Below are 21,188 nucleotides of genomic sequence, written 5' to 3'. Positions count from 1 at the left end.
CGTCAGCTCCAGATGTTCTTGCGGTGCTCCCGCAGCTCCTTGAAGGAGTCGAGGTCCGGGACGGTCCAGCCGTCGAGGTCGTACTCCTCCAGGGCCTTCTCGGCGAAGCCGCGGTAGCCGTCGAGCTGGCCGCTGGCGGCCTGCGCGTGGAAGATGTCGGTGCGGACCTGCTCGTGGTTGCCCGAGTAGTTGCGCTCGTACAGCTCGTGGCGGCCGCCGAACTCGGAGCCGACCGCGTCCCACAGCATCTTCATCAGCTTGACCCGGCTGACCGAGTCGTAGCCGTTGGAGCCGCGGACGTACTTGTCGAGGTAGGGGCGGATCTCCGGGTTGGAGAAGTCCTCGGCGCTGGAGTTGACGTAGATCAGGCCGCTGGCCACGTCCTGCTGGATGATCTCCTTGATCCGCGGGTAGCCGATGGTCATGAACCAGCGGTAGGCCATGCCGTAGTCGAGGCGCGGCAGCAGCGCGCCGTCCTTCCACTCCTGCGGGTTGCGGGCCGCCGCGTCGCTGAGCGCCCAGAACATGTTCCGCCAGGCCAGGACCTCGCCGACGCGGGCCTGGATGCCGCGGAAGTCCTTGCTGCCGGTCATGTCGACGGCCTTGAGCAGCAGGCCCGCGATGAAGTCGATCTTCACGGCGAGGCGGATGGCCCCGTGGAAGGTGAGCCGCTCCAGGAAGCCCGACTGCGGGGCGAAGCCGTTGACCTTGTCGACGTCTCCGTAGAGGAAGACGTTCTCCCAGGGGATGAGCACCTTGTCCAGCACGAAGATGGTGTCGTTCTCGTCGAGCCTGCTGGAGAGCGGGTAGTCGAAGGGACTGCCCATGACGGCGGCGGCCGCCGCGTAGGAGGGGCGGCAGATCAGCTTCAGGCCGGGCGAGCCCATCGGGATGGTCGCGACGAGCGCGAACTTCTTGTCGCGCAGCGGCAGGCCGTAGTGCGAGATGAAGTTGTAGTTGGTGATGGCCGAGCCGGTGGCGACGACCTTCGCCCCGGAGACGACGAGACCCGCGTCGGTCTCCTTCTCCACGTGCACGAAGACGTCCTGGACCTCCTCGGTCGGCAGGTGGCGGTCGACCGGCGGGTGGATGATCGCGTGGTTCCAGAAGAGGACCTTCTCCTGGGACTCCTTGTACCAGCGGCGGGCGTTGTCCTCGAAGGGGGCGTAGTAGTCGCTGTTGGCGCCCAGGGTGCCGAGGAACGCGGCCTTGTAGTCGGGGCTGCGGCCCATCCAGCCGTAGGTCATCCTGGCCCACTCGGCTATCGCCTCGCGGTCCTCCACCATGTCCTGCACGCTGCGCGGGGTACGGAAGAACTTGTGGGTGTAGCCGTTGCTGCCGGTGTCAGTGCGGGTGGTGAGCACGTCCTTCTTGGCCGGGTCGTGCAGCGCGTTGTAGAGCCGCGCGGTCATCAGCGCCGAGTTGCGGAAGGCGGGGTGGGCGGTGACGTCCTTGACGCGCTCGCCGTAGAGGTAGATCTCGCGGTCGTCGCGCAGGCTCTCCAGGTATTCATCGCCGGTCATGGGGCGGGTCACGGGGGCCTCGGCGGCCTCGGGGCCGCTCGGCTGCGCGTCGCCGTTCGGGAGCGTCATGTCCTATTTCCTTGTCCGGTCGATGAACCTGTGAGTGGTGGGTGGCCTGCGAAGGCCGCCGCCCAGCCGTGGGCGGGCCCGTCGAGCGAGCCGGTCCAGGCGGCGCCTTCGGAGGGCCGGCGGAATTCGCCGAGCACCCCGGAGTGGAAGACGAGGGGTTCTCCGCCGGGCGCGTCGAAGGCGACGACCTCGCCGACGTGCAGGACGTGGTCCCCGCCGTCGTACGAGGCCCAGGGAACGCAGGAGAAGTGGGCGACGGCGCCCTCGATGCGCGGCGCCGCCAGGTCGTCGCCCCAGCTGAGGTCCGGCGCCTCGGCCAGGTCGCCCCGGCCGGCGAACAGCCAGGCGAGGTCGCGCTGGTGGGCGGCGAGGACGTTGATGCCGAAGGGGGCGCCGACGAGCCGCTCGCAGGTGCGGCTGCGGCGGTCCAGCGACACCAGGACCAGCGGCGGATCGAGCGAGACCGAGGTGAAGGCGGAGACGGTGGCGCCGTAGACGGCGTCGTCCCGCGCGGTGGTGACCACGGTGACGCCCGAGGCGAACTGGCCCAGGCAGTTCCTCAGCGCGCGCTGCGCAAGGCTCACGGAGTCCTCCTGGACGGGAAACGAGCGCAAGAACCGGGAAATCGCATTCCGCTGCATTTGAAAGGATCGGGTTATGAACAATGGCGCAGTACTGCCGCCACGCGGGCATTGTTCCAGGAGGCGCTGAAGAATCAGTACAGGGAAATACGGGCCGTTCGGAGCGCTTGACGGATGACGAGTTCCCGCTCTAGCTTTCTGCTGTTTCCTGCGCGTTGCCGCAGGTCGTCAGGGAGCGTGGCCGAAGCCGCACTGGCGCGTGACCGCACTGACGTGTTCCGGAAATCTCTGCCCGAATCCGCTGCCGCCCGTACAGACCTAGGGGTCCCCAAATGCGAATCCAAGTAGATGTCAACGAGGCTCTGCAGGACTATGTGGCCAGCATTTCCCTGCGTGAGCCCGACGTACTGCGTGACCTCCGGGTGAAGACCTCGGAGCTGCCCCTGTCGCTCATGCAGATCTCACCCGAGCAGGGCCAGTTCATTTCCCTGCTGGTGAAGGCGATCGGCGCGAAGAAGGCCCTGGAGGTCGGTGTCTTCACCGGCTACAGCCTGCTCGCCACGGCGCTGGCGCTGCCCGAGGGCGGCAGCGTGACCGCGCTGGACATCAGCGAGGAGTGGACCGCCATCGCCCGGGACTTCGCCGAGCGGGCGGGGGTCTCGGACAAGGTCGACCTGCGCATCGGTGACGCCCGCGCCTCCCTCGACGCGCTGCTCCTGGAGGAGGGCGCGGCCGGCTCCTTCGACTTCGTCTTCATCGACGCCGACAAGGAGAACTACTGGGCCTACTACGAGGCCGCGCTGACGCTGCTGCGCCCCGGCGGCCTGGTCGTGGTGGACAACGTGCTGTGGCACGGCGCCGTGCTCGACGAGACGAAGCAGGACTCGGAGACGACGGCCCTGCGGGAGTTCAACGCGAAGGTGCGCGACGACAAGCGGGTGGAGCTGAGCGTCCTGCCGTTCGCCGACGGCCTCACCTTCGCCCTCAAGCGCTGACCCCGGCGCTGACCCCGGCGCTGACCCCGGCGCCGGCCCGAGCACCGGCCCGAGCGCCGACACGTTCACCGGCCCGAGCGCCGACCCGGGCGCCGGCCCCCCGCACCTGTCCACAGACCCCCGACGTCCGAGTTCTCGAGAAGGTATGACCATGTCGCAGTACCCAGCCGGGATGCACAGAAGACGCTTCCTCATCGGAGCGACCGCCGCGGGCGGAGCCACCGCACTCGGTCTGGAGGGGACGGCCGTCGCGGCGGACCCCGCAGCCGGCGCCACCGCCGTCGCGACGACGTCCACCACGGTCGGACCGGTCTCGGTGACCTCCGCCGACCAGCAGTACCCGGACCTGGTCCGCGCGCTCAACGCCCGTTACGTGGCCGGCCCCGAGTCGGTGAAGGTCATCGACTCGCCCTCGCAGGTGGCACCGATCATCACCGAGGCGCTCCGGAACAACAAGCGCGTGACGATACGCAGCGGCGGGCACTGCCTCGAGGACTTCGTCTACAACTCCTCCACGCAGATCGTGCTCGACCTGTCGAACATGAACGGCGTGTACTACGAGCCCGCGAAGAACGCCATCTGCGTGGAGGCCGGGGCGACCCTGCTGGACGTGTACTCCAAGCTGTACGCGGCCTGGGGCGTGACCATACCCGGCGGCATCTGCTACTCGGTCGGCATGGGCGGGCACGTTTCCGGCGGCGGCTGGGGCATGCTCGTGCGCCGCAACGGCCTGGTCGTCGACCACCTGTACGCCGTCGAGGTGGTCACGGTCGCGTCCGACGGCACGGTCAAGACGGTCCACGCCACCCGGGAGGCCGCCGATCCGCACCGCGAACTGTGGTGGGCCCACACGGGCGGCGGCGGCGGCAACTTCGGCGTGGTGACCCGCTACTACTTCCGCTCGCCGGGCGCCACCGGCACCGACCCGCGCGGGCTGCTGCCGAAGCCTCCGGCCGAGGTGCTGTTCAGCGCGGTGTCGTGGGCGTGGAGCGACCTGACGAAGGAAGAGTTCGTCCGCCTGACGCAGAACTACGCGTCCTGGCACGTCGCCAACATCGGGCCGGACAGCCCGAACCGGTTCGTGACCAGCTTCCTGCTGCTCAACCACCGGTCGAACGGCCAGATCGGCATGGTCACCCAGGTCGACGCGGCGGCCCCGAACGCGCAGCAGCTGCTGAACGACTACCTGACGTACATGAACCAGGGCATCGACACCCCGCAGGGCGCCCTGACCGAGGCCATGGGCGACGTGGCTCCCATGCCGCAGTTCGCCCAGCCGCGCCGGATGCCGTGGCTCCAGGCCACGCGCTTCGCCGGAACGACGAATTCGCAGCTCAACGACCCGACGCTGCGGGCCGAGTACAAGTCGGCCTACATGAAGGCGAACTTCCCGCTCGCCCAGGCCGAGGCGCTGTACAAGCACCTCACCCGGACCGACATCGACAACCCGAAGATCAACATCCAGCTGACCCCGTACGGCGGCAAGGCCAACGCGGTCGCCGAGGGCGACACGGCGGCCGTGCACCGGGAGGCGGCCTTCAAGATGCTGTGGTCGGTGCTGTGGAACGAGGCGTCCGACGACGCCAAGTACATCGCGTGGACCCGGGAGAGCTACGAGGAGACGTACGCCGACACCGGCGGCGTGCCCGTGCCCAACGCCGTCACGGACGGGTGCTACGTCAACTACCCGGACTCGGACCTGAACGACCCGGCGCGCAACCGGTCCACGGTGCCGTGGAGCACCCTCTACTACAAGGGGAACTACCCGCGGCTCCAGCAGGCGAAGAAGAAGTACGACCCCAAGAACTTCTTCCGCCACACCCAGTCCGTGCAGCTGCCCAGCGCCTGACCGCGCGCGGGCGCGCCGCGCCCCACCGCGCCGCGCCCCTCCCCACGGGCCGGTTCCGGATCCTCCGGACCCGGCCCGCCGCGCGTGGCGCCGTACGGGTTGTGGCGCCGCAAGGTCCCCGGCGCCGTACGGGCCGCAGGCGCCGTACGGGCCGTACCTCCCTCCCGAGAACGAGCGCAACTCTCTGGGCGCCAGGGCGCCTCCCCGATCTCTAGCGTTGCCGCGTCAAGGCACGTGAACGGCGGAGGGGTTGGGCGATGGTGCAGGACAGGGGCGGTATGGGGCGGCGCAACTTCCTTGCGGGAGGTGCCGCGGCGGGTGGAGCCGCACTGCTCACGGGCACGGGGCTGGTGTCGCCGGCGGCCGCGGCCACGGCCGAGGAATCGGGCGCGCTGACGGAGCCCATCACGGCGGTCACGCCGGCGGACAAGCGGTACAAGGACCTCGTCCGGGGCTGGAACCAGCGCTGGGTGGCCTCGCCCGAGGCGGTCTATCTCGCCGAGACGACCGCGCAGGTCCAGGAGGTCGTGCAGAAGGCGGTGACGGCCGGCAAGCGGCTCACCGTCCGCGGCGGCGGCCACTGCTGGGAGGACTGGGTCTTCAACGCTGACGTCCGCGTCATCCTCGACATGACCAAGATGAACAAGGTCTACTTCGACCCCGCGAAGAACGCCATCGCGGTCGAGGCCGGGGCCCAGCTGCTGAACGTGTACGAGCGGATGTACCGGACCTGGGGCGTGGCCATCCCGGCCGGCATGTGCTTCCAGGTCGGCGCGGGCGGCCACATCAGCGGTGGCGGCTGGGGAATGCTCTGCCGCAAGCTCGGCCTGGTCGTCGACCACCTGTACGCCGTGGAGGTCGTGGCCGTCGACGCCAACGGCATCGCCCGGACCCACGTCGCGACGCGCGAGGCGACCGACCCGCACCGCGACCTGTGGTGGGCGCACACCGGTGGCGGCGGCGGCAACTTCGGCGTCATCACCCGCTTCTGGTTCCGCTCCCCCGGCGCCACCGGCACCAACCCGGCCGGCCTGCTGCCGCAGCCGCCGGCCGAGGTGCTGGTCAGCGCCGTCTCCTGGCCGTGGGCCGAGATGACCAAGGACCGGTTCGCGCGGCTGGTCAAGAACTACGGCGACTGGCACGCCCGCAACCTCAAGCCGGGCGGGGTGTACGACAACCTCGTCACCATGCTGGCGCTGAACCACAAGTCCAACGGGTACATAGGCCTGATCACCCAGCTCGACGCGACCATCCCCGACGCGGAGGGGGTGCTGAACCGGTTCCTCGGGGAGATGACCGCGGGACTGGACATCGCCCACCAGCCGCTGACCACCGCGATGGGCGAGCTGTCCGCCATGCCGGAGCTCGCCAAGCCGCGGCGGATGCCGTGGCTGCAGGCCGCCCGGTACCTCGGGACGACCAATCCCACGCTGAACGACCCCAGCCTGAAGGGCGACTTCAAGTCCTCGTACTACCGCACGGCCATGCCGGACGCGCACGTGGACGCCTTCTACAGGCACCTCACCCGTGACGACCTCGTCAACCCCACCGCCTCGGTGCTGCTCAGCTCCTTCGGCGGGCAGGTCAACGCGGTCGCCCCCGGGGACACGGCCGCCCCGCACCGCGAGGCCGCGTACAAGGCGGCCTGGATGATCTGGTGGACCGACCCGGCGGACGAGGCCAAGTCCCTCCAGTGGATCCGCGAGTTCTTCCACGGCGCCTACGCGGACACCGGCGGCGTCCCGGTCCCCAACGCGGTGACCGACGGCTGCTACGTCAACTACCCGGACATCGACCTGCACGACCCGGCGTACAACACCTCGGGCGTGCCGTGGTCCACGCTCTACTACAAGGACAACTACCCGCGCCTCCAGCAGGTGAAGAAGAAGTACGACCCGCGCAACGTCTTCCGGCACAGCCAGTCCATCCAGCTGCCGACGTCGTGACCCGGGGGGCACCGCGGCGCGGTGGCTGGCCGGCGGTGGTGTCGGTGGCACTGGGGTCCTTCACCCTGGTGCTCTCCGAACTGCTGCCGGTCGGCGCGCTGACCGACATCGGCGGAGATCTGGACGTCTCCACCGGGACGACCGGGCTCCTCGTCGTGGTGCCCGGCCTCGCGGCGGCCGTGTCCGCGCCGGTCCTGACGGTGGCCTCGCGGGGCTTCGACCGCCGGCCGGTGCTGTGGGGGCTCGCCGCCCTCACGGCCCTGGCCGACCTCGTCTGCGCCCTGTCCCGCGACCTCGGGACGATGCTGGCCGGCCGGCTGCTGCTCGGCCTCGCGCTCGGCGGCTTCTGGGCCGTCGGGGCCGCGATCGCGCCCCGGCTGGTGGGCCCGGAGTCCTTCCACCGGGCCTCCTCGCTGGTCACCGCCGGCATCTCGGTGGGGACGGTGGCGAGCCTGCCGCTCGCCGCGCTGGCCGCCCGCGGCGCGGGCTGGTGGACGGCGTTCTGGGGGGCCGCCCTGCTCGGGCTGGCCGCCCTGGCGGCGCAGATCCGCTACCTGCCGCCGCTGCCCGCCGACTCGGCGGTCGGCTGGCGGGACCTGGCGGCGGTGCCGCGGATCCCGGCCGCCCGGGCCGGGCTGCTGGCGACCGTCTTCGTCTTCCTGGGCCACTTCGCCTCGTACACCTACATCGCGCCCTACCTGGAGCGGCACGCCCGCTACGGCGCCGGGGCCGCGGCCGCGCTGCTGCTCGGGTACGGCCTCGCCGGGATCGCCGGCAACTTCCTGGCCGCCGCCGCGCTCGCCCGCTCCGTACGGGCCACCGTCGCCGCCAGCGCGGCCGCCCTCGCCGCCGTGGCGGCCCTGCTCCCCGTGGCCGCGGACTCCGCGGTGCTGGTGGCGTTCCTCGTGCTCGTCTGGGGCGCCGCCTTCGGCGCCCTGCCGCTGAGCTTGCAGACCACGATGGCCAAGGCCGTGCCCGAGGCGCCGGAGCGTGGCCTCGCCGTCTTCGTGACCGTGGTCCAGGTGTCGCTGGCGGCCGGCTCGTTGCTGGGCGGCGTGGTGGTCGACGGGTACGGGATCTCCGCGAGCCTGGGCCTCGGGGCGGCGCTGGCGGCCTGCGCCGTCGCGGTGGTCGTGGTGGTCGCGGCGGCTCCCGTACGCCGCTCCCACCGAAGTCCGGAGCAAAAATCGGTGGTGTGAGCAGGGGCTCCGCCGGACCAGCCTGGGGGACAACACGGCTCACCGGATGGCCGGTCGAGCGTTCCCCTCTGGAGGAGACATGGCTGTCCACCCGGGCGAGGTCTACTACAACCCGCGGTGCAAGGAGAAGATCGTCATCCGGACTCCCGCCGCGCACACCGGCGGCGAGCGCGCGGTGATGGACCTCTACGTGGAGCCGGGCGGCTTCGCCGCCGGCTACCACGTGCATCCGTTCAGCGAGGAGATCTTCACCCTGGTGCGCGGCAGCCTGCGGGTCCACCTGGGCGGGCGCGACATCATCCTCGACGAGGTCGGGCAGACCGTCACGGTGCCGGCCGGCACCGTGCACCGCTGGTTCGGCAACACCGAGGAGGAGACCTCCTTCGCGGTGGTGGAACTGGTCAACCGGGCCGACCGCTTCGAGCAGCTGATCCTGCGCCAGCTCTTCGGCCTCGCCCAGGACGGCAAGACCGACGCCGAGGGCCGCCCGGGCCTGCTCCAGCACGCGGTGACGATGCGCGAGTTCTCCGACGTGCTGCGCTTCACGGACCGCCCCTGGCCCGTACAGCGCCTGGTGAACGGCGCCCTGGCGCCGCTGGCCCGGCTGCTCGGCTACCAGGCCTGCAATCCCGACTACATGAACCGGCGCCCGCTCGAGGTGGCGCAGCCGGAGGAGCTGCCGGACGTCGTCGCCGCGCGGCTCGGCGCGGTCGGCGGACGCCGCTGACTGACCCCGCACGCGAAGGACCCCGGTGGCCTGAGGCCACCGGGGTCCTTCATGTGTCGAGCGACCGGGTCGGAAGACCGGATCCGAGGATCAGAAGGTCTTGACGAAACCGGCGTCGACGGCGAAGTCGGCGCCCGTGGTGCTCGCCGAACGCGGGGAGGCCAGCAGCAGGATCGCGTCCGCGACCTCCTGCGGGGCGATGAGGCGGCCGGTGACCTGGCCCATCATCTGGGGGGCGATGGTGTCCATGATGCTCTGGCGGTCGGCGCCCGCCATGCCGGCGAGCACGTCGGCCGCGCCGCCCTCCTCGGTCCACCAGGCGGTGAGCACGGCGCCCGGGGAGACCGTGTTGACGCGGACGCCCTGGCTGCCGAACTCCTCCGACAGCGCCTTGGTGAGGTTCGACAGACCGGCCTTGGCAGCGCCGTACTCGACGTTGACGGAGGCGGGCTGACGGGCCATGCCGGTGGAGACGTTGATGATGGAGCCGCCCCCGCGCTCGATCATCTTGGGGATCGCGGCGCGGATCGCGCGGACCGCCGAGAACAGGTTGAACTCGAAGATCGACTGCCACTGGCCGTCGTTGCTGTCGAAGAAGCCCGTACGGGGCATGGTGACGCCGGGCGGCGGGCCACCCGCGTTGTTCACCAGGATGTCCAGGCCACCGAAGTGCTCGACGGCGCGGGCGATGACCTGCGCGGGAGCCTCCGGGTCCGTCAGGTCGGCCGAGACGTGCAGCAGGTCCGGGCCCGCGAGCTGCTCGAGCTCGGGGGAGTTCTTGCGGGAAACGGCCACGACCCGCGCGCCCTCTTCGAGCAGCGAGCGGGTGACGGCCAGGCCGATGCCCTTGGAGGCACCGGTGACCACTGCGACGCGGCCGGAAAGCTGAAGATCCATGGTTTTCCTTCTCTTGTTCGGGCCCTCACCCGGGAGGCGGGGGAGAGCTCGTCCGTGCGCTCTCACTGCTTTGAACACCGGGGGTTTCCATCGGGTTGCACGGGCCGCGAAGTGCAACCGGGGAACAGGGGGCGGGGTTTTGACCCACACACCCTCCCCCCGCTTCCCAGGAGTCCCCCATGCCCCCGACCGAGCAGCTCGGCCCGCGCACGTCGGTGGTGGTCCTGCTTTCCTTCGCCCCGTTGCTGGCGAACGCCGACGCCGGACTCGTCGTCCTGGCCCTGCCCGACATCCAGCACGGTCTCGGCATGACCCTGGCCGGCGCCCACTGGGTGACCAACCTGTACGTCCTGCTGATCGGCGGGCTCCAGCTGCTGGGCGGCCGGCTCTGCGACCGGGCCGGGTCGCGGCGGCTCCTGCTCCTCTCGCTGGCCGGCTTCGCGGTCGCCTCCGCGTTCTGCGCCGCCGCGCCCAACGGGCCGGTGCTGCTGCTGGCCCGGGCCGGGCAGGCGGTCGCCGCCGCCGTGATGGTGCCGGCGGCCATGTGCATCCTGCTCACCTCCGTCGCGGACGGGCCCGAGCGGCGCCGGGCGCTCGCACTGTGGGCGGCGTCGGGGGGGATCGGTTCGGTCGCGGGAGTGCTGGGCGGCGGACTGGCGGTCAGCCAGCTCGGCTGGCGCTGGGCCTTCCTGCTCAACGTGCCCGTCGCGCTGGCCGCGCTGGTCGCCGCCCGCCGGCTCTGTCCCGCCGACCAGGCGACCCGGGCCCGCGGCTCCGCCCCCGACGTGCAGGGCGCCCTGTTCCTCGTGGGCTCACTACTGGCCCTGGTGTACGCGCTGGTGGGCACCTCCGAGCGGGGGCTGGGCCCGGTGACCTGGGCGGTGTTCGCCGTTTCGGGACTGCTGGCGGCGCTGTTCCTGCGCAGGCAGGCGCGGGCCGCCGAGCCGCTGCTGCCGGCCGTGCTGCTGCGCAACCGCTCGCTGGGCGCGGGCGCCCTCGGCATCGTGTTCGTCGCGGCGGCCACCGGCCCCGTGGTGTTCCTCGGCAGCGTGTACCTGCAGGAGGTGCACGGCTACGCCGCCTGGGCGGCGGGCTGCGCCCTGCTTCCGGTGGTGGGCGGGGTGATCGTGGTCGGGCGGATCTGCAGCCGGCTGCTGGGCCGGCTCGGTCCGCGTGTCCCCTGTCTGACCGGCTGCGCCCTGAGCGGGTCGGGGCTGCTGCTGCTGACCCAGGTCTCGCCCTCCTCCTCGTACGCGACGGGGCTGCTGCCGGGCCTCGCGCTGGTCGGCGCGGGCCTGCCGTTCCTGTGGATGGCCTGTGAGATAGCCGCCGTGTCCGGGGTGAGCCGGTGCGCGGTGGGGGCGGCCGCCGGGGTGGTGCAGTGTGCCGGCCAGATAGGCGCCGCCGTCGGGCTGGCGCTCGCGGTGAGCGCGTACGGCGCGGCCGGCCACGGGAGCGGCGGCCCCGCGGATCCGGCCCTGCTGACCACGGGCCTGTCGCGGGCGTTCTGGGTCTGCGCCGCCCTGATGGCGTGCGCCGCGCTCACGGCCCGGTTCGGCCTGCGTCCCGTACGGCGGGAGGCCGTCGCCGAATCCGCCGGCTACGCGCCCAGCAGCACCGGCGTGGCCCCGGACCAGTCGGCCGTCCCGGTGCGCGGCTGACCCACGGGGCGGCGCGGAAGCCGGTCCACGGCGTCCAGCGACAGCCGCAGTTCGCCCTCGGTGGGCGGTTCCAGCCGGGGGTGGCCGGCCAGGATGTCGGTGATGAGCCGGTGGATGTCCCGGCCCGGGGAGGTTCCGAGCTCCTCGCGCAGGGTGCGGCGCAGCCGGTGGAACGCGGCGAGCGCGTCGGCCTGCCGGCCCGACCGGTAGAGGGCCAGCATCAGCTGGCCGGTGAGCTGCTCGTTGGCGGGGTCCTGGTGGACGAGCGCGCAGAGCTCGGCGAGCAGCTGGTGGTGGCGGCCCAGCCGCAGTTCGGCGCGCACCCGCTGGACTATGGTCTCCAGCCGGTCCCGTTCCATGGCCGCGAGCGCGGCCCGCAGCAGCGGGCCGGCGGGCGCGTCCACGGGGCCCTGGCCGCTCCACAGGGCGTGGGCCGTGCGGATCTGGCGGGCGCCGGCCTCCAGGTTGCCGGCGTCGAGTGCGGCGCGGCCGGCGCGGACCTGGCGCTCGTAGGCGTGCAGGTCGAGCTCACCGTCCTGGACGTGCAGGACGTAGCCCTGGTCACGGGTGACGAGCCGGCAGGCGGTGGCGGTCGCGGGGCCGGTGCCCTGCAGGAGCCGGCGCAGCTGCATGACGTAGGTGTGCACGGCCGCGACCGCGCTGGGCGGGGGGCTGTACTCCCAGAGTTCTTCGACGAACTGGGCCATCGACACCACGTGGTTGGCGTTCATCAGGAGGAGTGCGAGCATCTGGCGGTGCTTGGGCGCACTGGGTGTTCTGTCCTCCCCGTTTTCAGTGACGCACATGGGCCCGAGTACAGAGAATTGCATTACCCCTCCACGGATATTCACCCGGCCAGGAACCCCTCGACCGTAGCGATAATCCGCCACCGCGCGATGAACTCGGGAACCACTTTGGCAACTTCGGGACCACCCGCGGGGACCGGCAAATTCTACAGAACGGAATTACTGGTTCTGTCTCCTTGCCGGAAGTGAAGGAAAAGAGAACGCGTGGTCAATGCCCGGTGACGCGGTCCAGGAGCGCCCGCGGATCGCGGGGCGGCCGGTTGCCGCGCCAGGCCACGTGCTGGTCGGGCCGTACGAGGACCAGGTCCCGCTCGTAGAGCTCGCGGGCGGCGGGGTCCTGGACCCGGAGCACGGTGAGCGGGATCCCGCTCGCGGCGGCCGCCGCCTCGAATCCGGAGGTGTCCTGGTGCAGGGCGCACAGGCTCAGCAGGGTGAACCCGGTGCCGAACCGGTCGTAGAGGGAGTCTCCCTCGCCCCGGCCGTCGCCCAACCACAGGTGCGGGGCGCGGCCTCCGGGGACCCCGGAGGGGGTGTAGGAGGTGAAGTCGTCGGGCGGCGGCGCGTCCCCGGCGGCGTCGACGATCGGTGACGCGTCGTAACGGGCGCCCAGTTGCACGCCGGTGGTGGCCAGGGTGAGGAGTCCGTACTCGGCGAGCCGCGTGCCGGTCTTCTCCCGGGCGGCCGCCCCCTCGGCGGTGTCCGCCTCAAGGGTCGGCGGCCGCTCGATGGCCCCGAGGCCCACGTTCAGCTCGCGGGCGGCGGCCGTGTTGCGCAGGGCCACGGGCCGGCGTTCCGCCTCGTAGGAGGGGAGCAGTCCGGGGCCCGCCCAGCCCTGCACGGCGGCGGCCAGCTTCCAGGCGAGGTTGGCGGCGTCGTCGACGCCGGTGTTCATGCCGAAGCCGCCGTTGGGCGTGAACAGGTGCGCGGCGTCGCCGGCCAGCCAGGTGCGGCCCGCGCCGAACCGCTCGGCCACCAGGGCCGCTCCGGGGGTCCAGGCGCGGCGGCTGAGGACCTCCACCTCCAGCGGAACCCCGGCGGCCCGGCGGACCAGGGCCGCCACTGCCTCGTCGTCCGTGTCGTCGGGGTCGGCGGAGCTGGTCAGCAGGAAGAACTCGTCGGCGCCGTCGAGGGCGATCAGGTTGAGGGCCAGTTCGCTGTTGACGACCCAGTTGCTCCAGGCGGCCCGCTCCCGCAGGAAGCGCTCGCGCAGACCCGGGACGCGCAGGTGCGCGGCCGTGGCCCGGCGCCCCAGCACGTCCTGGTCGAGGGTCCCCTCGCCGGTGTAGGCGATGCCCAGCGAGCGCCGGACGAGGCTGTGGCCGCCGTCGCAGCCGACCGCGAACTCGGCCCGCCAGCTGCGGGGTTCCCCGTCCCGGCCCTGCTCGGTGAGGGTGACGTGGCCGGGCTCCTCGGTGATTCCGGTGACCTGGTGCCCGTAGCGCAGGGTGATGTTCGGCCGGCTCCCGGCCCGCTCCCACAGCAGCCGCTCCACGTACATCTGGTTGGCCCGGTGCATGGGTTCGGGGAGCTGCTCGGTCCGCTCCGAGGCCGCCACGCCGGCGCGTACGGCGTCGGCGCCGGGCCAGGGCAGGGAGGCCAGGAGGTGGCCGCTGTAGCGGGTGAAGAAGGAGATGCCGGCGCTGTGGCCGCCGGGCAGCCCCAGTTCCCGTACCCGGGGGGCGAGCCCGAGGCGGCGGTAGTGCTCCATCGTGCGGGCCCCGTGCGTGCTGCCGCGGGGTTCGGCCGGCACCGACTCCTCGGTGTTGAAGACCACCGACTCCACTCCGTGGCGGTCGAGGAAGAGCGCGAGGAGCAGTCCCACGGGACCGCCTCCCACGATGGCGACCGGTGTACGCGTGGGGCGGTCCATCGAACTGGCCTCCAGCCTGAGAACTCCAAAAGGTGCGCGGGCATCCTCCGACACGCTTCTGAAGGATTGCTGGAAGGCCTGATAGGGAATTACGCGGATTTTCTCTCCAGAGGATCTTTAGATGCCACCTGGACACTCGTTGACGGACCGGGCCCGACTTCCCGAAGCCCTCAGCGGAGTGTGAGGTATTCCATGTTCCTATTCGGCACGCACCGATCGGTGGCGCAACGCCTGCGCCTCACCGCCGACCGGGGACTGGGCGCGGGAAATTTCTTCTGGCACGCCTGGGAGATATCCCGTGACCGGGACCGTCCGCTGCTGTTCCACCCGGACCCGACCCTGCCGGGTTGGGAGGACCGGGAGTGGCGCGGACTGTCCCTGAACGACATCCGGCTCACCGTGATCCGGTACGCGCACTGGTACCGCGAGCAGGGCGTGACCCCCTCGTCCCACGTCGGCCTGTACACCCGCCACGGGCTCTTCGGCCTGCTGCACCACATCGCCGTCACCAGCCTGGGCGCGGCGGCCGTCCACTGCAATCCGCGCATGGAGCCCCGGACCGCGTCCGAGTACTTCCTGCGCACCGGCGCCACGCTCGTCGTCGGCGACGGCGATCTGCTCAAGGACCTCACCTCGGCCTGGCAGACCTCGGGCGCGACCGCCCCGGAACTGCACGACATCCACGCCCTCGACGCGGACGCCGTGCGACCGCCCGCGCCGATGGCCGACTACCCGCACCGGCACACCGCCGACGACCTCGTGATGATCTCCCACTCCTCGGGGACGACGGGCCGGCCCAAGGCCCCGGTCTTCCACCACCAGTCGTTCTTCATCGGCAAGCGCGAACGGCTGTGGACCTTCCCCTCGTTGCGCAGCGACCGGCTGCTCACGGCGCTGCCGCACAGCCACTCGGCCGGCATCAGCTACCTGTCCATGGCTCTGCTGCTCGGCATCCCCACCCTCATCCTGGACGGCGCCGACGGCGACCGGGTGACCCGGGCGGTCAACGGGTTCAAGCCCACCATCGTGCTGGGGTTCCCCCTCACGCTCGCCGAGATCGATCCCTCCGCCGTCCGCCCGGAGGCCGCGCGGCGCGTGCGCACCTGGAACGGCATGGGCGACGCCTCCCACGAGCGCCACATCCGCCCCCTCGTGGCCCTCGGCGGACCCGGCACCGGCTCCGTCTACCTCGACGGCCTCGGCTCCTCGGAGATGGGCATGGTCCTCTTCAAGGCCGCCCACACCGCCGCGAGCTCGCACTACGGACGGTTCATCGGCGTGCCCGCCAAGGTGGTCCGCAAAGCCGCGGTGCTCGGCCCGGACGGGCGCGAACTGCCCGACGGGCAGGCCGGCATGCTCGGCGTCCGCACCCCGAGCGTCACCCCCGGCTACTGGGACGATCCGGCGCTGAACAAGGAATCGCTGCTCAGCGGCTACTTCCTGACCGGTGACATCGTCCGCAAGGACACCGAGGGCAACTGGTACCACCTGGACCGCACCCCCGACGTCATCAAGGCGGCGGCCGGGGACGTGTACAGCCTGCCCCTCGAAGAGGTGGTTCTGAACTCCACCCGGGCCCTGGACACCGCGGTGGTCGCGGTGGCCGACCCGCAGCTGCCGGGCTCGTACTGCCCGGCGGCGGTCGTCTACTACGCCGACGGGGTCGACCGCAGCGCCCGCGACCTGCTCTCCGTCTGTAACGCGGCCCTGGAGGCGGCCGGTCTGGCGCGGCTCCACGCGCTGGTCCTCGTCTCCGCGCGCGAGGACCTCCCGGTCGGGGTGACCGGCAAGGTCCTCAAGCGCGTGCTGCGCGAGCGCCACCACGACGTGCTGAGCCGGCCGGCCACCGAGACCGTCGCCAAGTCCGCGGACACGTCGCCGGACCGGGCCGACCACACCGACCAGTCCGCCGCCTGATCCCTCGTGAGCCCGCTGACCGACAAAGGACCGCTCATGCCCGACCAGAAAGCAGTGCGCCGGGTCGTCGACATCATCACCGGGACGTGGCAGTCACAGGCCCTCTACGCGGCGGTCGCCTTCGGCCTCGCCGACCACGTCGCGGCCGGGTACGTCACGGACGAGGCGCTCGCCGCCCGTACGCAGGCCAACCCGGACGGCATCCGCCGGCTGATGCGGCTGCTGACCGCGATGGACGTCTTCGAGTACACCGGCGAGAACAACGCCGATCCGGCGGGGAACTACCTGCTGACCCCGGCCGGGGAGCTGCTGTGCGCGGACTCCCCCCGGTCCATGCGGGACATGGTCCGCATCTACGGCGAGGAGTTCCACCGGGCCTGGGGCGCGGTGGAACCGGCGGTGCGCACCGGTACCTCCGGATTCCAGCACGCCTTCGGCAAGACCCTGCACGAGTACCTGCGCGATCCCGGGGCGGGCGCGAAGTTCCAGCGGGCGATGAACGCGGGGAACGTCTTCTTCCCCGACGTGCTGGAGGCGTTCGACTTCACCGGCCGCCGCACGGTGGTCGACGTGGCCGGCGGCAGCGGCATGCTGCTGGGCACGGTGCTGCGGGCCCATCCGGAGCTGCGCGGCATCCTCTTCGACCAGCCGCACATGGTGCCCGTCGCGCGGGCCCACCTCGACGAGGCCGTCGGCCCGGACCGCTACGAGGCGAGGGCGGGCGACGTCTTCGAGGGCGTGCCCGGCGGTGCGGACGTCTACCTGCTCTCCCGCGTCCTCCAGGACTGGGACGACGACCGGTGTACGACCCTGCTGTCGCACATCCGCGCCGCCCTGCCCGAGTCGGGCCGGCTGCTGATCCTCGAACGGGTCATCCCCGACCACGGGGAGACCCTGCTGCCGCTCCTGTACGACCTGCACCTGCTCATGGCCGCGGGCGGCCGCGAGCGCGACCTCGCCGGATACCGCTCCGTCCTCGCCTCGGCGGGGCTGCGGCTGGAGTCCGTACACGAACTCTCCCTCGAGACCAGCCTGCTGGTCGCGGCCGTCGCGTGAGTACGCGCGCACCCGCCCCTTCCACCCGAATCGGAGTAGCCGGATGAGCCGCGGGGAACTCACGGTCTGCATTGTCGGCGCCGGGCCGCGCGGCCTGTCGGTGCTGGAGCGCATCTGCGCCCACGAGCGCAAGTCCCCGTCCGGCTCCGCGCTGACCGTGCACGTGGTCGACCCCTACCGGGCCGGCCCGGGCAAGGTCTGGCGCACCGCGCAGTCGCGGCAGCTGCTCATGAACACGGTGGCCTCGCAGGTGACCGTGTACACCGACGACAGCGTGGAGATGAAGGGACCGGTCGAGGACGGGCCGAGCCTGTACGAGTGGTCCTCGGCGCTCGCCCGCTCCGGCAGCGGCGCCACTGCGGGCGATGCCGGGGCCGGAGCCGGAAGTCACGCATCCGACGCCTCCGAAGCCTCAGACGGTTCCGACGCCTCCGACGGCGAGTTACTGGCCGAGGCGCGCCGCCTCGGTCCCGACTCCTACCCCAGCCGCGCCCTCTACGGCCGCTACCTGGAGGAGACCTTCGACCGCGTGGTCGAGGGCGCGCCGGGGCACGTCACCATCCACGTCCACCGGACCCTGGCCGTCTCCCTGGACGACGCGGCTCCCGACGGCGCCTTCCCCGGCGCCGCCCCCGGGGCCGCCGCCCGTCGCGCGGCCGACCGGCCGCAGACCCTGCGGCTGGCCGACGGGACCGTGCTCACCGGGCTCGACGCGGTGGTGCTCGCCCTGGGCCACGTACCGGCCAAACCCACGGCGGACGAGGCCCGGACCTCCGAGGAGGCGCGCTCCGGCGGGCTGACGCACGTCCTGCCCGCCAATCCGGCCGACGCCGAACTCCCGGACCTGGCCCCCGGCGAGCCCGTGCTGCTGCGCGGCCTGGGCCTCAACTTCTTCGACCACATGGCCCTGCTCACCGTCGGCCGCGGCGGCCGCTTCGAACGGGCCGGGGACGCGCTGCGCTACGTCCCGTCGGGGCACGAGCCGACGCTGTACGCGGGCTCCCGGCGCGGGATCCCGTACCACGCGCGCGGGGAGAACGAGAAGGGCGCGCACGGGCGTTACCTGCCCCGGCTGCTCACCCCCGCCCTGATCGCGGAGCTGGCCGACCGGGCCGTGGACGGCGAGCGGGTGCACTTCGGCACCGACGTGTGGCCGCTGATCGCCAAGGAGGTGGAGAGCGTCTACTACGGCACGCTGCTGACCGCCGCCGGGCGCGACGGGGAGCGCGCGGGCCTCGTCGACCGCTACCTCGCCGTGTCGGCGGGCGAGGAGGAGCAGAAGCTGCTGGAGGAGTACGGCATCGCGGCCGCCGACCACTGGAACTGGGAGGACATCTCCCTGCCCTACGGGCGGCGGGTGTTCGCCCACCGCGGCGAGTTCCACGACTGGCTGCTGGACCACCTCGCCGCGGACGTGCGCGAGGCCCGCGCCGGCAACGTCAGCGGACCGCTCAAGTCGGCCCTGGACGTCCTGCGCGACCTGCGCAACGAGATCCGCCTGGTGGTGGACCACGGCCGGCTGGAGGGCAACTCCTACCGGGACGAACTGCAGGGCTGGTACACCCCGCTCAACGCCTTCCTCTCGATCGGCCCGCCGGCCTCGCGCATCGAGGAGCTCATCGCCCTCGTCGAGGCCGGGACCGTGCGGCTCGTCGGTCCGGGCATGCGGGTGCGGGTGGCCGCCGACGGTGCGGGGGCCCCGGCCTTCGAGGCCACCTCCGACCGGGTGGGCGGGGCGCCCGTGCACGCCCGGGTCCTGGTCGAGGCGCGGCTCCCGGAGCCGGACGTGCGGCGCACCGGGGATCCGCTGCTGGCACACCTGCTGGCGACCGGTCAGATCAGCCCGTACCGCATCGCGGGCACCTGCGGTTCGCACTACGAGACGGGCGGGGTGTCCGTCACCGAGCGCCCCTACCGGGTGCTCGGCGCCGACGGGCGCGCCCATCCCCGCCGGTTCGCCTACGGGATCCCCACGGAGGCCGTGCACTGGGTGACGGCCGCGGGCATCAGGCCCGGGGTCAACTCGGTGACCCTGGGCGACTCCGACGCGATCGCCCTGGCCGTACTGGAACTGCTCCCGGCCGACGGCCGGGACCTCGACCCCGGCGTCGACGGCCTGGACCTCGGCGGCCTGGACCTCGACGGCGCCGACCTCGACGGCGCCCCTCGCAACGGTGCCGGTTTCTCGGAGGTTTCGCTATGACGGCCGTACCCGCCGCGGGAGCGGACAGCGGGCTGCTCTCCCCCGTCCGCGCCGGCACCCCCGTGGAGGCCGCCGTCACCGACGCGGCGTGGCTCCAGGCCATGCTCGACGCGGAGGCCGCGCTGGCCCGCGCTCAGGCGAAGCTGGGCACGCTCCCCGCGTCCGCGGCGAAGGCGATCTCGGCGGCCGCCGATGCCGGTTCCTTCGACGTACGGGCCCTGGCGCTCGCCTCCCGCGAGACGGCGAACCCCGTGGTGGGGCTCGTACGGGAACTCGGGCTGCGGGTGGCGCGGATCGACCCGGCGGCCGCCGAGTACGTGCACCGCGGTTCCACCAGCCAGGACATCTTCGACACCGGGGCCATGCTGGTGTCCCTGCGGGCCCTGCGCCTGATCCGGGCCGACCTGCGCCGGACGGCCGAGGCCCTGGCCGCACTGGCCGCGCGGCACCGGGACACCGCGATGGCCGGCCGCACGCTGGCGCTGCACGCGGTGCCCACCACCTTCGGGCTCAAGGCCGCCGGCTGGCGCGAGCTGGTCCTGCGGGCGGACGACCGGCTGGCCGCGCTGGAGGACACCCTGCCCGTCTCGCTCGGCGGGGCCGCCGGAACGCTGGCCGGGTACGTGGAGTACGCCTCCCTGGAACAGCCGGCACCGGGCGACCGCGAAGCCGCCGACGACACCGACACCGGCACCAGCACCAGCACGGAAAGCGGCACCGCCGCCGGCACCTACGCCGAGCGCCTCGTCGACGCCTTCGCCGAGGAGACCGGGCTGGCCCGCCCCGGGCTGCCGTGGCACGCCCTGCGCTTCCCCCTCGCCGACCTCGCGGCCGCCCTCGCCTTCACCACCGGCGCCCTCGGCAAGATCGCGGTCGATGTGCAGTCGCTGGCCCGTACGGAGGTCGGGGAGGTCGGCGAACCGGCCGCGGCCGGCCGTGGCGGTTCCTCCGCCATGCCCCACAAGCGCAACCCGGTGCTCGCCACCCTGATCCGCTCCGCCGCCCTCCAGGTCCCGGCCCTCGCGGGCGCGCTGACGCAGTGCCTGGTCACCGAGGACGAACGCTCCGCCGGGGTCTGGCACGCCGAATGGTCCCTGCTGCGCGAGTGCCTGCGGCTGGCCGGCGGCGCCGCGCACACCGCCGTGGAACTCGCCGGGGGGCTGGTCGTCAAACCGGACCGGATGCGCGACAACCTCCGGCTCACCGGCGGCCAGGTCGTCTCGGAGCGGGTCGCGGTGGTGCTCTCACCGCTGCTCGGCCGGGCCCGCGCCAGACAACTGCTCACCGAAGCCTCCTTGGCCGCCGACCGCGACGGCAGCTCACTGCACTCCGTGCTCGCCGCCCTCCCGGAGGTCCGGGAACACCTCGGCGCCGCGGAGCTGGCCGCGCTGTTCGATCCGGCCGGATACACCGGCGCCGCCGGGCTCCTCGTCGACCGGGCCCTCGGCCCGGATGCCCATCCGCACCCCCGCACCCTCACCCAGGAGTGACATGTCCCGCCGTCTGTTCACCTCGGAGTCCGTGACCGAAGGTCACCCCGACAAGATCGCCGACCAGATCAGCGACACCATCCTCGACGCTCTCATCGCCTCGGACCCGACCTCGCGCGTGGCCGTGGAGACCCTGATCACCACCGGTCTCGTGCACGTCGCGGGAGAGGTGACGACGAAGGCGTACGCGCCGATCGCGCAGTTGGTCCGCGAGAAGATCCTGGAGATCGGCTACGACTCCTCCCTCAAGGGTTTCGACGGCGCCTCGTGCGGTGTGTCGGTGTCGATCGGCGCGCAGTCCCCCGACATCGCGCAGGGCGTGGACACCGCGTACGAGAAGCGGGTCGAGGGCGATGAGGACGAGCTCGACAAGCAGGGCGCCGGCGACCAGGGCCTGAT

Annotated in this window: 16 protein-coding genes; 11 read left to right on the top strand and 5 right to left on the bottom strand. The window is 72.2% G+C overall.

The window, feature by feature from the left end:
• Positions 1-2 precede the first annotated feature (2 nt).
• The gene (locus J7E97_RS14520; RefSeq protein WP_215026935.1) at positions 3-1,592 is read right to left on the bottom strand and encodes a 4-hydroxyphenylacetate 3-hydroxylase family protein; all 1,590 of its coding nucleotides are present in this window, start codon (positions 1,590-1,592) and stop codon (positions 3-5) included.
• Positions 1,589-2,176 carry a flavin reductase family protein gene (locus J7E97_RS14515; RefSeq protein WP_215026932.1) on the bottom strand — a complete coding sequence of 196 codons (588 nt, stop codon included), beginning with the start codon at positions 2,174-2,176 and terminating at the stop codon, positions 1,589-1,591. The genes J7E97_RS14520 and J7E97_RS14515 overlap by 4 nt, the downstream gene beginning before the upstream one ends.
• Positions 2,177-2,505: 329 nt before the next feature.
• On the opposite strand from J7E97_RS14515, the gene J7E97_RS14510 reads away from it, so the two are divergent.
• The 5 genes from J7E97_RS14510 (at position 2,506) to J7E97_RS14490 (ending at position 8,889) form a co-directional block, all read left to right on the top strand.
• Positions 2,506-3,168 carry a class I SAM-dependent methyltransferase gene (locus J7E97_RS14510; RefSeq protein WP_215026929.1) on the top strand — a complete coding sequence of 221 codons (663 nt, stop codon included), beginning with the start codon at positions 2,506-2,508 and terminating at the stop codon, positions 3,166-3,168.
• Between the two features lie 172 nt (positions 3,169-3,340).
• A complete protein-coding gene (locus tag J7E97_RS14505) occupies positions 3,341-5,017 on the top strand; it encodes an FAD-binding oxidoreductase (protein WP_215026926.1) in 1,677 nt (558 codons plus the stop codon).
• 257 nt (positions 5,018-5,274) lie between these two features.
• Positions 5,275-6,963: an FAD-binding oxidoreductase gene (locus J7E97_RS14500; RefSeq protein WP_251054520.1), complete on the top strand. Its 1,689-nt coding sequence runs from the start codon at positions 5,275-5,277 to the stop codon at positions 6,961-6,963.
• Between the two features lie 44 nt (positions 6,964-7,007).
• Complete coding sequence (locus J7E97_RS14495; RefSeq protein WP_215026923.1) at positions 7,008-8,162, top strand: MFS transporter; 1,155 nt, start codon at positions 7,008-7,010, stop codon at positions 8,160-8,162.
• Between the two features lie 79 nt (positions 8,163-8,241).
• Positions 8,242-8,889: a cupin domain-containing protein gene (locus J7E97_RS14490; RefSeq protein ID WP_215026920.1), complete on the top strand. Its 648-nt coding sequence runs from the start codon at positions 8,242-8,244 to the stop codon at positions 8,887-8,889.
• A gap of 90 nt (positions 8,890-8,979) precedes the next feature.
• On the opposite strand, the gene J7E97_RS14485 is transcribed toward J7E97_RS14490, so the two are convergent.
• Complete coding sequence (locus tag J7E97_RS14485) at positions 8,980-9,786, bottom strand: SDR family NAD(P)-dependent oxidoreductase (protein ID WP_215026917.1); 807 nt, start codon at positions 9,784-9,786, stop codon at positions 8,980-8,982.
• Positions 9,787-9,965: 179 nt separating this feature from the next.
• On the opposite strand from J7E97_RS14485, the gene J7E97_RS14480 reads away from it, so the two are divergent.
• Positions 9,966-11,447 carry an MFS transporter gene (locus J7E97_RS14480; protein WP_215026915.1) on the top strand — a complete coding sequence of 494 codons (1,482 nt, stop codon included), beginning with the start codon at positions 9,966-9,968 and terminating at the stop codon, positions 11,445-11,447.
• On the opposite strand, the gene J7E97_RS14475 is transcribed toward J7E97_RS14480, so the two are convergent.
• Both J7E97_RS14475 and J7E97_RS14470 read right to left on the bottom strand, forming a co-directional pair.
• Complete coding sequence (locus J7E97_RS14475; RefSeq protein WP_251054518.1) at positions 11,387-12,253, bottom strand: AfsR/SARP family transcriptional regulator; 867 nt, start codon at positions 12,251-12,253, stop codon at positions 11,387-11,389. The genes J7E97_RS14480 and J7E97_RS14475 overlap by 61 nt on opposite strands.
• 208 nt (positions 12,254-12,461) lie before the next feature.
• Positions 12,462-14,123, bottom strand: a complete 1,662-nt coding sequence (locus tag J7E97_RS14470) for an FAD-dependent monooxygenase (protein WP_215026911.1) — start codon at positions 14,121-14,123, stop codon at positions 12,462-12,464.
• 219 nt (positions 14,124-14,342) lie between these two features.
• On the opposite strand from J7E97_RS14470, the gene J7E97_RS14465 reads away from it, so the two are divergent.
• The 5 genes from J7E97_RS14465 to J7E97_RS14445 all read left to right on the top strand — a co-directional run.
• Positions 14,343-16,040, top strand: coding sequence for a class I adenylate-forming enzyme family protein (locus tag J7E97_RS14465; RefSeq protein ID WP_308346501.1), 1,698 nt, complete (start codon positions 14,343-14,345; stop codon positions 16,038-16,040).
• Positions 16,041-16,076: 36 nt separating this feature from the next.
• On the top strand, positions 16,077-17,096 hold the full coding sequence (locus J7E97_RS14460; RefSeq protein WP_215026907.1) for a methyltransferase: 1,020 nt from the start codon (positions 16,077-16,079) through the stop codon (positions 17,094-17,096).
• Positions 17,097-17,139: 43 nt separating this feature from the next.
• The gene (locus J7E97_RS14455; RefSeq protein WP_215026905.1) at positions 17,140-19,299 is read left to right on the top strand and encodes an FAD/NAD(P)-binding domain-containing protein; all 2,160 of its coding nucleotides are present in this window, start codon (positions 17,140-17,142) and stop codon (positions 19,297-19,299) included.
• Positions 19,296-20,789, top strand: a complete 1,494-nt coding sequence (locus J7E97_RS14450) for a lyase family protein (RefSeq protein ID WP_215026902.1) — start codon at positions 19,296-19,298, stop codon at positions 20,787-20,789. Before J7E97_RS14455 ends, J7E97_RS14450 begins: the two co-directional genes overlap by 4 nt.
• Before the next feature lies 1 nt (position 20,790).
• Positions 20,791-21,188 (top strand): S-adenosylmethionine synthetase N-terminal domain-containing protein (locus J7E97_RS14445; protein WP_285428188.1); only part of this gene is annotated, 398 nt, incomplete at its 3' end.

Origin of the sequence: Streptomyces sp. ISL-66 (assembly GCF_018614135.1) — a bacterium.
In the GTDB taxonomy this organism is placed as follows: Bacteria; Actinomycetota; Actinomycetes; order Streptomycetales; family Streptomycetaceae; genus Streptomyces.
The sequence above is the reverse complement of the archived record's forward strand: the minus strand, read 5'-3'. Positions and strand labels throughout refer to the sequence as shown.